Genomic DNA, 13,263 nt, shown 5'->3' with positions numbered 1-13,263 from the left:
ATTGCCTTGCGCGAAGATATTGGTTGCTTGATGCGAAGGGACGAAACGAGGAAGAAGTTTTGTGCGCCAATGTTTCCGGACGGTTTCGCAGGAAGAGCCGATGCGCCTCGCTCAGCGCAATTGCAGATCAAGCTGCGGAGATTTGACCGGCGCGGTGGCCGCGGCAAAGTACAGGCTCATCGTCGTGCCACGACTCGGCGCGGAAGAGATGACCAGTTCGCCGCCGTGGGCGGCCATGATCTCGCGGACAATCGACAGGCCGAGGCCCGCGCCATCGCCCGCGCTGTTGCCGGTCTGAAATGGCTCGGTCAGCCCCTGTTCGGCGCCATCGGGCAGGCCCGCGCCGTCATCGTGAATCGAGATGCCGTCGCGGCCGAGCGTGGCGGTGATCCGCCGCGCACCGCGGGCGTGGATGAGTGCGTTGCCGACGAGATTGGCGAGCGCGCTGCGAATGGCGGCGTCCACGCCTTGCACCAGGAGCGGACTTTCCCCGTCGCGCTCCAGCGCAAGCTCGATGCCGGCGTCCAGCGCCGAGGGACCGAAATCGGCCAGCACATCCAGCGTGATCTCGGCGAGATCGATCGGCCGTTTTTCGATCGCGTGGTTTTGCAGCCGCGCGAGGTCGAGCATGGCGGAGACCAGTGAGGTGAGGCGGCGGACATCGCGCACCAGTTCGACCTTCAGGCCGGGCTCCGGCACGTCCTCGATCTTCGCGCGCAGCAGTGTCAGCGGTGTGCGGAGCTGATGGGCGGCATTGCCGAGGAAGCGACGCTGCATCCTGATATAGGCGTCGATCTCGCCGAAGGCGCGGTTCAGCGCCTCAACCAACGGCTTCAGCTCGGTAGGGACTTCGGACAGCGATATCAGGCCTTGCGGGGCCGAGGGGTCGATCGCGAGGGCGCGGCGCGCCACCCGCTCGATACCGCGTGAGACGAAACGTGCGGTCAGCACCGAGCCGATGGCGACGGTTGCCGCAAAGGCCAGCGCCACCAGCATGATCGAAAACATCCTGCGGAAGAGAAAAGTCCGTGCAATCCGGCCAAAGCGGACCTGAGGCTCGCCGACCATCATCGCGAGCCGCAACGGGCCCCGTTGCACGGCGGAGAGACAGAAGGTGCTCTTCTGGTCGAGCGTGCTGAAAACGGACGAGCCGACGGGCCCGTGATAGGGAAACACGAAGGGGAGAGCGGGCCGGTGCTCGCTGCCGTACTCGCTATGCAGGTCGCCCGCGGACACGACGTACCACAGGTTTGGGCTGTCCGCCCTCAATTCCTCGAGGGCAGGAGTCGAACGGACCGTCAGTTTTTGCCCTTCGACCACCGTCGCGCGATCAAGAATGGCGGCCACGACCTGACAGGCCCTGAACTCGCGTTCCTCGGTCGGATACCGCCAGATGAAGATACCAAGCATGGTCAGGAAGATCGTCGTCGCGGCAATGCCCAACGACAGCGCAAACGTCCGGGCAATCGACGTCATCGTGGAGCCGCCAGCCGCAGGATGTAACCGATGCCGCGCATGCTGCGGATCTCGACGTCGCCGCCGAGCTCGGCCAGCTTTTTCCGCAGGCGAGAGACCTGCGCTTCGAGTGTGTTCGATTCGATCTCGTCGTCGAAGCCGTAGATCTCCTCGATCAGGGCGGTACGGGTGATGACACGGTCGCGGCGCATCAGCAGCGCTCCGAGGATCAGCGCCTCGCGCCGCCGCAGCAGGATCTTGGTGTCGGCGACCACGGCTTCGTTGCTGCCGAGATGCAGCTCGACATTGCCGAGCGACAGCACCGTGGGGGCAAGCAGCCGCGGCCGCCGCAAGACGGCACGCACCCGCGCAATCAGCTCCTGCGGCTCGAACGGCTTGCCGAGATAGTCGTCGGCGCCGCCGTTGAGGCCGTCGACGACATCCTCCTTGGCGTCCTTGGACGTCAGCATGATGATCGCGGGGCGTTCCGGCGACCGGCTCAGCGCCGTGACCACCTCGAGCGCATCGCCGTCCGGCAGCATCCGGTCGACGATGGCAAGATCGTATTTGAAATTGTTCAGCGCCTGCCGGGCGTCGGCAATCGAGCCGACGAGATCGACGACGCCGTGCAACTGGCCGAGCAGGCGGCTGACATAGGCGCCGATCTGCGGTTCGTCTTCGATCACGAGGGAACGCACGCGGACCGTCCTTGACTCTGCTGGGGCAACAAACCCCGACCTTGACGCTCTCTGGCCGAATTCCGGCGTTTCGGTTCGTGCGCGAGGTTCCCTTTAAGGCAGCGAGCTTGGCGAATAAAAGGCAGGCTGCAGCGGCTTATCGGCACCGGCGGTGAAAGTTCGGGAGCGTGAGTACAGCCGGGCAATGTTCGGGCAATGTTGATCAGGCGACGCGGCTCGGCGCGCGCCGGGAAACGGATTGGGGCGGCTGCCTTCTGCCTTGCAATCTTGGGGCAATTTTGCCGGACCACATGCTTGGGCTCCAACCACACGTATAGACCAGGCCAGCAAGGCCGGTCCGGGGCCCTGTAATGAACCATTTTGACGAAGCCGCTCTCGATCCTGCGGTGAGCGCGCAGCAGATCTTGCTGACCGCCATCCTTGCCGCATTGGTCGCGATCGTGGCGATCCCTCAGTCTGCATCGGCGCAGACTGCGTTCACGCTACCGGCCCCGCCGTTCGAGGTGCCGATGCTGCCGTCGCCCTCCGGCAACTGGACCGTCATGGTCGGCATCGGTGGCGAGTACACGCCTGACTTCGTCGGATCGAAGAACGGAAAATTTCTTCCGATCCCGATCTTCTCCATCCGCCGCGCCGGATCGATCGACCAGTTTCGCGGGCCGCGCGACAGCGCCAGCATTGCGCTGCTCGACGTCGGCAATTTTCGCGCCGGGCCTGCGTTCAAATACGTTTCGTCGCGCAAGAGCGACAAATATTCCGAGCTGACCGGTCTCGGCGACGTCAAGGCCGCATACGAGCTCGGCGGCTTCGTCGAATACTACCCGGTCGATTGGCTGCGCCTGCGCACTGAGTTGCGTCAGGGTTTCGGTGGTCACAGTGGCGCGGTGGCGGACGTCTCCGCCGATGTCATCGTGCCGCTGATCCAGAGGCTCACGATCTCGGCCGGCCCGCGCTTCACCTGGAAGAGTACCAAGGCGACAGAACCGTATTTCGGCGTCGACGCCGCGCAGGCGCTGGCGTCGGGATTGCCGATGTACGATGCCAGGGGCGGCGCGCATTCGGTCGGCGTCGGCAGCCAGATCTCCTATCGGATCAATCCGCAATGGGAGGTCCATGCCTATGTCGAGTACCAGAAGCTGCTCGGCGATGCCGCCGACAGCCCGCTCGTGAAGCTGCGGGGCTCGTCGAACCAGACGACCGTTGGTCTCGGCGCGTCCTATTCGTTCGACTTCAGGATCCGGTAGCTCGCCATGCGTCGCATTGTCATTCTATGGCTGGGCCTCGCGGTTGCGTCTGTCGCTCTCGGTGCCGCCGCGGCCTTCGAGACGCGCGCGACGCGGCTCCAGGCGATCAAGACCGTCGGCATTGTCTCGGCCATCGGCGAGGAGATGAGCCTGACACAAGCCGGCCTGACCGGCCTAGGCAACACGGGGCAGACCGCTTCGATCAGCGCATGGGGGCTGGACGAGCTGATCGTCCAGCAGACGACGAAGCTTTTGAGCGGACGTTTTCGCGTGCAGCCGGTGAGCTACAGGCGCACGGCGTTCGCCGCGATCCGGGATTCCGCGGTTGCGCCCGTCAATCTCCTGCGCAGCGACCCGTTCAAGGAGTTGGTTCGCAGCGATGTCGCGCCGCAGGGTTTGGACGCCTACATCGTCATCACGCGCGCAAGATCGAAGCTCGGCAACGGCCGCAACGTCGAAGGCGTCGGGCTCGCCCAATACCGCACGCTGCTTGCAGACTACGGCCTGATCCACGCGCTCTACGAAGTCCGCGTCATCGACGGCAAGTCGTTCGACGTGATCGAGAAGCGGGCGGCTGCACCGCTCGACAACACCGGGACCATGCGGCTCGCTGGTCCGAGCGGGACGGTCGACCAGGGGCTCGACGGTCCGGCTTCGAGCGAAAGGATGCGCGCGGCGATTGCGGATCTCATCACGCGCAGCCTGCCGGTCACGCTGGGCGACATGCATCTCGCAAATGGCGACGAACGGTGATGTCGATGAAACCGCCATCGCCGCTCGCGAGATGCAAAGCCCGCCCGCGAGCGGTAACTCAGTAGCCAACGAGTCGGACGATCAGAGCCAAGCCTCTTTCGTGTCCGTGTTGGTTGATGTAGGCTGCCTGGAGAGCCGCCACCGGAACGTGCCGGAGTACCGGGACATCATTGGCGGCGCCTGTGCCCACGGCGGGCGTTGCAGTCTCATGATTATTGCAAGAGCGACACCTGTTCCGATCAGATCGGATCGGGACTCACGACGTCTTTGTATCCAAGGGAGTCAATCGCCATGCATTTTGCAATCACAGGACAATATACGCAGCGAGCTCTCAACAACATCATGGAGAATCCCACCACCAACCGCATGGAGGCTGCGCAGAAACTCATTGAAGCGGCCGGCGGCAAGCTGGTCTCGATGTACAGCACAGCGACCGATGGTCCCGGTGTGCTGGTGATCTTCGATGTTCCCGACCCCAGCGCTGCACCTGCGATCAACGGTGTGGTGATTGCGGCCGGCACGCTGCAAAACGCGAAGCTGATGCGACTCTTCACCCAAGACGAAATCACGCAGGTTCGTCAGAAGGCGGTCAAGCTTCGGGCCTCCTACCGCCCTCCGGGCAGCTAGAACACTCGCAATCATCTGAACCGGCGCGCGGCACCTGGTGTCGCGTGCCTCCGTCCGACATGGTTCCGGGGACGTGCCCCGGAACGAACGGTTACGTCCGCGCGGCAACTTCGCGCTAGGTCACCGGCGCCGGATTGAACAGCGTGAGGTCGTTGTGGATGCCCCAGCGATCCGACCACGGTTTCGTCCGGCCGCTGGCGACGTCGAGGATCAGGCGGAACAGGTCCCAGCCGGTTTCCTCGATGGTCTTCTCGCCGGTGGCGATGCCGCCTGCGTCGAAATCGATCAGGTCCTTCCAGCGTCGCGCGAGCTCGGTGCGGGTCGCGACCTTGATCACGGGCGCCGCCGCAAGGCCGTAGGGCGTGCCGCGGCCGGTGGTGAACACTTGCAGCGTCATACCGGAGGCGAGCTGGAGGGTGCCGCAGATGAAGTCGGATGCGGGCGTTGCCGCAAAGAGCATGCCCTTCTGCGTCGCCCTCTCGCCGGGTGCGAGCACACCGGTGATGGCAGACGAGCCGGACTTCACGATCGAGCCGAGTGACTTCTCGACGATGTTGGCGAGGCCGCCCTTCTTGTTACCGGGCGTGGTGTTGGCGCTGCGGTCGGCGCCGCCGCGGGCGAGATAGGAATCGTACCAGGCCATCTCGCGCACCAGCGCGCGGCCGACGTCCTCGTTGATGGCGCGTCGCGTGAGCAGCTGGATGGCGTCGCGCACCTCCGTCACTTCGGAGAACATGACGGTGGCGCCGGCGCGCACCAGCAGGTCGGCAGCGAAGCCGAGGGCGGGATTGGCGGTGACGCCGGAGAACGCATCGCTGCCGCCGCATTGCAGGCCGATCACGAGATCGGCGGCCGGGCAGGTCTCGCGGGTGCGCTTGTTGAGGATCTTCAGGCGGGCCTCGGCCTGGGTCATGATCGCATCGACGATGGCGCCAAAGCCGTCGAAGGCTTCGTCCTGCATGCGGACGATGGCGTCGCTGACGCCTTCCGGCACCAGCCGCTCAGGTGCGAGCTTTTCGCAGCCGAGGCTGATGACCAGAATCTCGCCGCCGAAGTTCGGGTTCTGCGCGATGTTCTGCAGCGTGCGGATCGGCACCACCGCATCGGGCGCATTGATCGCGACGCCGCAGCCATAGGCGTGGGTCAGCGGCACCACGTCGTCGACGTTCGGGTATTTCGGCAGCAGCTCGGCGCGGATGCGCTTCACCGCATATTCCATCGTGCCCTTGACGCATTGCACCGAGGAGGAGATGCCGAGGATGTTCTTGGTGCCGACCGAGCCGTCGGTGTTGCGAAAGCCCTCGAAGGTGAAGCCTTCGAGCGGCGGCAGCGGTGCGGGGACGGCGGTGGAGATTTCGAGCTTGTCGAGGGCAGGGGCCTCGGGCATGCGGATGCGCGCCTCGTCCACCCATTCACCGGCCAGGATCGGTGCGAGTGCGTGGCCGATCACCTCGCCGTAGCGGATGATCGGTGCGCCTTCAGCGATATCGACCAGTGCCGTCTTATGCCCCTGCGGCACGAAGGCGCGTAGCGTCAGCCCGCAGGCGAAGCGGGAGCCGGCGGGAAGCCCGAAATCGTTGACCACGATCGCGACATTGTCGCGCTCGTTGAGCTTGATGTAGCGGGGCTGCTCTTTCGCTGCGACGTCCTGGTCCATGCGCTTGCCTCAGAAACTGAAGTCGTAGGGTGGGCAAAGGCGCAACGCGCCGTGCCCACCATCTTTCACGTCGAGCATAGGTGGTGGGCACGCTTCGCTTGGCCCACCCCTACGATATCTTCCCCCGTGGTTAGCCGGGGAAAGTATAAGCCGTCTTCACCGTCGTGTAGAACTCGCGCGCATAGGAGCCCTGCTCGCGGGCGCCGTAGCTCGAGCCCTTCCGGCCGCCGAACGGCACATGATAGTCGACGCCGGCGGTCGGCAGATTGACCATCACCATGCCGGACTCGCTGTTGCGCTTGTAGTGCGAGGCGTATTTCAGGCTGGAGGTGCAGATGCCGGAGGCGAGGCCGAACTCGGTGTCGTTGGAGATCGCCAGCGCCTCTTCGTAGTTCTTGGCGCGGATGACGGCGGCGACGGGGCCGAAGACCTCCTCGCGCGAAATGCGCATGTTGTTGTTGGCCTCGGTGAACAGCGCCGGCTGAAGGTAATGGCCGGGCGTTTCGCGCTTGAGCAGCTCGCCGCCCCAGGCGAGCTTGGCGCCCTCGTCCTGGCCGATCTTGATGTAGCGCAAATCCTGATCGAGCTGGCTCTGGTCGACCACCGGGCCGATATGCACGCCGGCCTTGAGCGCGTCGTCCACCGTCAGGCCCTTCAGGCGCTCGGTCATCGCCGCGACGAAGCGGTCGTGAATACCTTCGGTGACGATCAGGCGCGAGGACGCCGTGCAGCGCTGGCCGGTAGAGAAATAGGCACCGTTGACGGCGACTTCGACGGCGGTCTTGAGGTCGGCGTCGTCGAGCACGACCAACGGATTCTTGCCGCCCATCTCGAGCTGGAACTTCTTCATCGGGTTCGAGAGCACGCAGGCCTGCGCGATCTTGCGGCCGGTCTGCACCGAGCCGGTGAAGGAGATTGCGGCGACGTCCGGATGCTCGAGCAGGGTCTGTCCGACCACCGAGCCGGAGCCGACCACGAGGTTGAACACGCCGGCAGGAATGCCGGAGCGGGTGATGATCTCGGACAGCGCATGCGCCGAACCGGGCACCAGCTCAGCCGGCTTGAACACCACGGTGTTGCCGTAGCAGAGCGCCGGCGCGATCTTCCAGGCCGGGATTGCGATCGGGAAATTCCAGGGCGTGATCATGCCGATGACGCCCACCGGCTCGCGGGTGAGCTCAACGTCGAGGCCGGGACGCACCGAGGCGCCCTTCTCGCCGATCAGGCGCAGGGCTTCGCCTGCGAAGAACGCAAAAATCTGGCCGGCGCGGGCGACCTCGCCAATGCCCTCGGGCAGGGTCTTGCCTTCCTCGCGGGCGAGCAGGCGGCCGAGCTCTTCCTTGCGGGCGATGATTTCGAGCGAAATCTTGTTCAGCGCGTCATAGCGCACCTGCGGCGTCGACTGCGCCCAGGCGGGGAAGGCCGACTTTGCGGCGGCAATCGCCTTCTCGGTCTGCGCCTTATCGGCCTTGGCGTATTCGCCGACCAGATCGTTGGTGTTGGAGGGGTTGATGTTCTTGGTGACGCCGGAGCCGTCGACCCATTCGCCGCCGATGAAGTTTTTCAGGATCGCAGTCATCTCGTTCCTCCAGAGTTTTTAACGAACCAGACAGGGACGCTTGTCGTCAAAGGTCCAGCCCGGGATCAGGTCCTGCATGGCCATAGCGTCATCACGGGCGCCAAGTCCATGGTTCTTGTAGAGCTCATGCGCGGCCTCGATGGCCGCGCGGTCGATCTCGATGCCGAGGCCAGGACGATCCGGCACGGCGATCTTGCCGCCTCTGATCTGGAGCGGCTCTTTGGTGAGGGCCTGGCCGTCCTGCCAGATCCAGTGGGTGTCGATCGCGGTGACCTTGCCGGGGGCGGCGGCGCCGACATGGGTGAACATGGCGAGCGAGATGTCAAAATGGTTGTTGGAGTGCGAGCCCCAGGTCAGGCCGTTGTCGCGGCAGGTCTGGGCGACGCGCACCGAGCCCTGCATGGTCCAGAAGTGGGGATCGGCGAGCGGAATGTCCACCGCGCCCAGCCGCAACGCATGGGAGAGCTGGCGCCAGTCAGTGGCGATCATGTTGGTCGCGGTAGGAAGCCCGGTGGCGCGGCGGAACTCCGCCATGATCTCGCGGCCGGAGAAGCCGGCTTCCGCGCCGCAGGGATCCTCGGCGTAGGCGAGGATGCCGTGCATGTTCTTGCAGAGGCTGATGGCTTCATCGAGCGACCAGGCGCCGTTGGGATCGAGCGTGACGCGCGCGTCGGGGAAGCGCTTTGCGATGGCGGTGACAGCCTCGATCTCCTGCTCACCGCGGAGCACGCCGCCCTTGAGCTTGAAATCGGCGAAGCCATAGTGGTCGTGGGTCGCTTCCGCGAGGCGCACCACGGTCTCGGGCGTCATCGCCTCCTGATGACGGAGGTTGAACCAGTCGGGCTTGCCGGTCTCGCCTTTGACGTAGTCGAGCTTGCTCTTGCGGCGATCCCCGACGAAGAAGAGATAGCCGAGCGTCTCGACGCTCTTGCGCTGCTGGCCTTCGCCGAGGAGCGCTGCGACCGGCAAATTGAGATGCTGGCCGAGCAGGTCGAGGAGGGCGGATTCGATCGCGGTGACCGCATGGATCATGACGCGGAGGTCAAAGGTCTGCTTGCCTCGGCCGCCGGCGTCGCGGTCGGCGAAGGCGGTGCGGATGTCGGCGAGGATGTTGTTCATCGCGCCGACGGTCTTGCCGATTACGAGATCGCGGGCGTCCTGGAGGGTCTGCCAGATCTTTTGCCCGCCCGGCACCTCGCCGACGCCGGTGTGGCCGGCATTGTCGGTGAGGATGACGATGTTGCGGGTGAAGAACGGCGCATGCGCGCCGCTCAGATTGAGGAGCATGCTGTCGCGGCCCGCGACCGGAATCACCTGCATCGATGTGACGACCGGTGCACCGGAGATATTGGTCTCGGCCATCGCACGCTCCTCCCTGTTGTCTTCTCTTATTCTGCAGCCTGTTGTGACGATCGGATGGCGGGCAGATTATTCACCAGCGCGGTCAGTTCCGCCATCTCCTGCTCGGTCAAATCGGTGAGCGGCGGGCGGACCGGACCGGAATCGCGGCCGATCACCTTCATGCCGGCCTTGATGATCGAGACCGCATAGCCCTTCTTGCGGTTGCGGATCGCGATCAGCGGCAGGATGAAGTTCTTCAGCCCGGCATTGATCGTCTCGTGGTCGCGCTTGCGCACCGCGGCGTAGAAATTGGTCGCGAACTCCGGCACGAAGTTGAACACGGCCGAGGAATAGGTCGTCACGCCCATGTCGAGATAGGGCAGCGCGAAGGTTTCCGCAGTCGGGAGGCCGCCGACATAGGTCAGGCGATCGCCGAGCTTGGTGTAGACGCGGGTCATCAGCTCGATGTCGCCGATGCCGTCCTTGTAGCCGACCAGGTTCGGGCAGCGGTCGGCAAGGCGGGCCAGCGTATCGGGCTGGAGGATGGCGTTGTCGCGATTGTAGACGATGACGCCAATCTTCACGGAGGCGCAGATCGCCTCGACGTGAGCGGCGAGGCCGTCCTGCTCGGCATGGGTGAGATAGGGCGGCAGCAGCAACAGGCCGTCGGCGCCGGCCTTTTCCGCGCCGATCGCGATCTCGCGCGCGGTGGCGGTGCCGTAGCCGGTGCCGGCGAGCACGGGCACGCGGCCCTTGGTCTCGTCGACGGCGATCTTGACGACCTGCGGAACCTCAGACGGCGTCAGCGAGAAGAACTCGCCGGTGCCGCCGGCGGCAAACAGGCCAGCGACGTCATAGCCGCACAGCCAGTCCATGTTGGCGCGGTAGGTCGCCTCGTCGAAAGAATAGTCCGCCTTGAACGGCGTGACGGGGAAGGACAGGAGGCCCGATCCGATCTTCTGGGCCATTTCCTGGGGGGTCATCTTGCTCATGAGCGCTGCTCCCTGTTTGCGTGTTGTGGAGGACGCGGGCTTGAGGCCTGCGCGTCCATGCGCCGTGGTTTAGGAGACCGTTCGATGCGCGTCCAAGCCAAACCCTATATCGACCGATGCGGATTGAGCATCAATCTTCCATCACCTCCGCGGAGGACAATTCGCCGGCAATCTTGACCAGCGCGGAGAGCAGCGGGTCCTCGTTGTCGCGGCGCCAGACCATGAACAGTTCGACCGGGACGCGCGTGCGCAGCTTCAGGGGCCGCAGGCGAACGTCGGAGATTTTCAGGTTCGCCGCCGCCGCCGGCACGATGGCAAGGCCGAGGCCTGCGCGCACCATGGCGAGGATCGAATGAATTTGGCTGAGGTGCTGGACATAACGCGGCAGGATATCGGCGCGGGTGAACAGCGCCACCAGCACGTCGTGAAAATATCGGCTCTCATAGGGCGAATACATCACGAAGGGCTGGTCGTCGAAATCCTTGATGGTGATGCTGTCGGCAGTCGCGAGCGGATGCTTCTTCGGGATCGCGGCGAGCAGGGGCTCGGCGACAACACGGCGGCTGGTCAGCTCGGGGCGCGCGATCGGCGGCCGGAGCAAACCTGCATCGAGCTGGCCCGAGGTCAGCGCCTCGAACTGGTCACCCGACACCATCTCCTTCAGCGAGAAATCCACCTCCGGCAGCTTGGCGCGGCAGGCGGCGACGAGCTCGGGGAGGAAGCCGTAGGCGGCTGCCGCCGTGAAGCCGATCTTCAGCGAGCCGGTCTTGCCGAGCGCGATGCGGCGGGCGACCTGCGAGGCGCTTTCCGCAAGCTTCAGGATGCGCCGCGCCTCCGGCAGGAAGCTGCGCCCCGCAGGCGTCAGGCGCACGGAACGGCTGGTGCGCTCCAGCAGCGGTGCATCGATGATGTGCTCGAGCACCTGGATCTGCCGCGACAGCGGCGGCTGGGTCATGTTTAGCCGCGCGGCGGCGCGGCCGAAATGCAATTCCTCCGCCACTGTGACGAAACAGCGGAGCTGGTTGAGGTCGAACATCGATACATGCCTTAGATGAATAAGGCGTTTCCCCGGCACTTCTAGCATCGATCACTCCCAAAACAAAGACGGCGGCTGAAGAAGCCGCCGTTGAGTTGCCTGTCCCGCTCCGATCACTCGGAGCGCTCAGGAGGAACGTTTGAGCACCACCCGCTCGATCTTGCCCACGATCACGAGGTAGGCGAACGCGGCCACCAGCGCATTGGCGCCGACGAAGACCAGCGCCCCGTTGAACGAGCCGGTCGCGGCCAGGATGTAGCCGATCACGATCGGGGTAGAGATCGAGGAGAGGTTGCCGAAGGTGTTGAACAGGCCGCCGGAGACGCCGCCGGCTTCCTTGGGCGAAGTGTCGGAGACGACCGCCCAGCCGAGCGCGCCGATGCCCTTGCCGAAGAAGGCGAGCGCCATGAAGCCGACCACCAGTGCCTGTCCGTCGACATAGTTGCAGGCGATGATCGACATCGACAGCAGCATGCCGCCGACGATCGGGATTTTCCGCGCCATCGTCAACGAGCCGGTCTTGCGCAGGATCGCATCCGAGATGATACCGCCGAGCACGCCGCCGATGAAGCCGCACAGCGCGGGCAGAGTGGCGACGAAACCGGCTTGCAGGATCGACAGGCCGCGCTCCTTGACGAGGTACACGGGGAACCAGGTCAGGAAGAAATAGGTCAGCGTGTTGATGCAGTACTGGCCGAGATAGACGCCGAGCATCATGCGGTTGGAGAGCAACTGGCGGATGTGGTCCCATCCGGAGCCGGCCTCAGGCGCGCGCTCGTGCCTCAGATCGTCTTTGGGCGCGTCGAGGTCGACCAGCGCGCCGCCCTCCTTGATGTAGTCGAACTCGGCCTCGTTGATGCCGGGATGCTCCTTCGGGCCGTACACGGTCTTGATCCAGACCAGGCCCATGATGACACCGAGCCCGCCCATCACGAAGAACACGTAGCGCCAGCCGTAATCATGCGCGATCCAGCCCATCAGCGGCGCGAAGATCACGGTCGCGAAATACTGCCCCGAATTGAAGAAGGCCGACGCGGTGCCGCGCTCATTGCCGGGAAACCAGGCCGCGACGATACGGGCATTGGCGGGAAAGGACGGCGCTTCCGCGACGCCGACCAGGAGGCGAAGCGCGAACAGCACGGTGATAGCAGCACCGGCGCTGAGGAAGCCGACCCAGCCCTGCATCATCGTGAACAGCGACCAGACGATGATGCTGAAAGCATAGACGAGGCGCGAGCCGTAACGGTCGAGCAGCCAGCCGCCCGGCACTTGGGCAACGACATAGGACCAGCCGAAAGCCGAGAAGATCCAACCCATGGCGACGGGATCGAGATGCAACTCCTTGGAGAGCGCGGGGCCCGCGATCGACAGAGTGGCGCGGTCGGCATAATTGACGGTCGTGACCAGGAACAACATGGTCACGATGAACAGCCTGACGCGAGACCTCCTCACGTCCGCTGCGGACACCACTGCGCTCATCACGCGCCTCCTTAAAACTCGAAACGTTTCCTCACTGCGACTCCTAGAGGCGCACGCGGCAAAGTGTCCAAGTTGAAGGGAGTATCGATCGATGCCGTTTTTGGATTGATGGAACGGCAGGGTGGGGGAACGATCGTGACAGGTGGCGAACGCGCTCGCCACAAACTCCGCTGTCATTCCCCGCGAAGGCGGGGAATCCAGTACGCCGAGGCATCTGGTCACTGCAGTCACGGAGTACTGGATCGCCCGGTCAAGTGTTCAGACCGGGGACATAGCTGACGGTTGTTCGGACACATCACTGACAGTTTGACCGCGGGTCAAGTCGATTGAGCCGACCTGCCAGCTGGCAAAGAAGACACCGTAACGGCCGTCGCGGTCGAGCGGCCTGACGGCCAGCTGCTC

11 protein-coding genes and 1 pseudogene are annotated in these 13,263 nt (G+C 64.6%); 3 read left to right on the top strand and 9 right to left on the bottom strand.

Annotated features, from left to right (window positions below; all coding sequences use genetic code 11):
* Window positions 1-111 precede the first annotated feature (111 nt).
* Together B5V03_RS16755 and B5V03_RS16750 are read right to left on the bottom strand one after the other, a co-directional pair.
* Window positions 112-1,443 (bottom strand): sensor histidine kinase, encoded by a 1,332-nt coding sequence (locus B5V03_RS16755; RefSeq protein WP_245502245.1) that lies wholly within the window; start codon window positions 1,441-1,443, stop codon window positions 112-114.
* Between the two features lie 29 nt (window positions 1,444-1,472).
* Entirely contained in the window at window positions 1,473-2,153 is a 681-nt protein-coding gene (locus B5V03_RS16750) for a response regulator transcription factor (RefSeq protein WP_129271430.1), read from the bottom strand.
* Window positions 2,154-2,503: 350 nt separating this feature from the next.
* Between B5V03_RS16750 and B5V03_RS16745 the strand changes: the two genes are divergently transcribed.
* The 3 genes from B5V03_RS16745 (at window position 2,504) to B5V03_RS16735 (ending at window position 4,777) form a co-directional block, all read left to right on the top strand.
* Entirely contained in the window at window positions 2,504-3,397 is an 894-nt protein-coding gene (locus B5V03_RS16745) for a MipA/OmpV family protein (protein ID WP_164988070.1), read from the top strand.
* Between the two features lie 6 nt (window positions 3,398-3,403).
* The gene (locus tag B5V03_RS16740; protein ID WP_129271428.1) at window positions 3,404-4,150 is read left to right on the top strand and encodes a hypothetical protein; all 747 of its coding nucleotides are present in this window, start codon (window positions 3,404-3,406) and stop codon (window positions 4,148-4,150) included.
* Window positions 4,151-4,441: 291 nt separating this feature from the next.
* Complete coding sequence (locus B5V03_RS16735) at window positions 4,442-4,777, top strand: GYD domain-containing protein (protein ID WP_129271426.1); 336 nt, start codon at window positions 4,442-4,444, stop codon at window positions 4,775-4,777.
* 115 nt (window positions 4,778-4,892) lie between these two features.
* Here the strand turns inward: B5V03_RS16735 and garD are convergent, their stop codons facing one another.
* From garD to B5V03_RS42330, 7 genes and pseudogenes are all read right to left on the bottom strand, one after another.
* On the bottom strand, window positions 4,893-6,434 hold the full coding sequence (gene garD / locus B5V03_RS16730; RefSeq protein WP_129271425.1) for a galactarate dehydratase: 1,542 nt from the start codon (window positions 6,432-6,434) through the stop codon (window positions 4,893-4,895).
* A gap of 130 nt (window positions 6,435-6,564) precedes the next feature.
* A complete protein-coding gene (locus tag B5V03_RS16725; protein WP_129271424.1) occupies window positions 6,565-8,013 on the bottom strand; it encodes an aldehyde dehydrogenase family protein in 1,449 nt (482 codons plus the stop codon).
* An 18-nt stretch (window positions 8,014-8,031) separates the two neighbouring features.
* A complete protein-coding gene (gene gudD / locus B5V03_RS16720; protein ID WP_129271423.1) occupies window positions 8,032-9,375 on the bottom strand; it encodes a glucarate dehydratase in 1,344 nt (447 codons plus the stop codon).
* Window positions 9,376-9,401: 26 nt separating this feature from the next.
* Window positions 9,402-10,346, bottom strand: coding sequence for a 5-dehydro-4-deoxyglucarate dehydratase (gene kdgD / locus B5V03_RS16715; protein ID WP_129271422.1), 945 nt, complete (start codon window positions 10,344-10,346; stop codon window positions 9,402-9,404).
* Window positions 10,347-10,476: 130 nt separating this feature from the next.
* Window positions 10,477-11,382 carry a LysR substrate-binding domain-containing protein gene (locus tag B5V03_RS16710; protein WP_129271421.1) on the bottom strand — a complete coding sequence of 302 codons (906 nt, stop codon included), beginning with the start codon at window positions 11,380-11,382 and terminating at the stop codon, window positions 10,477-10,479.
* 126 nt (window positions 11,383-11,508) lie between these two features.
* The gene (locus B5V03_RS16705) at window positions 11,509-12,861 is read right to left on the bottom strand and encodes an MFS transporter (RefSeq protein WP_164988069.1); all 1,353 of its coding nucleotides are present in this window, start codon (window positions 12,859-12,861) and stop codon (window positions 11,509-11,511) included.
* A gap of 258 nt (window positions 12,862-13,119) precedes the next feature.
* Window positions 13,120-13,263 (bottom strand): annotated as a pseudogene (locus B5V03_RS42330) (IS481 family transposase); the annotation flags it as partial.

Origin of the sequence: Bradyrhizobium betae, assembly GCF_004123905.1 — a bacterium.
GTDB classification, from domain to species: Bacteria; Pseudomonadota; Alphaproteobacteria; order Rhizobiales; family Xanthobacteraceae; genus Bradyrhizobium; species Bradyrhizobium betae_A.
The sequence above is the reverse complement of the archived record's forward strand: the minus strand, read 5'-3'. Positions and strand labels throughout refer to the sequence as shown.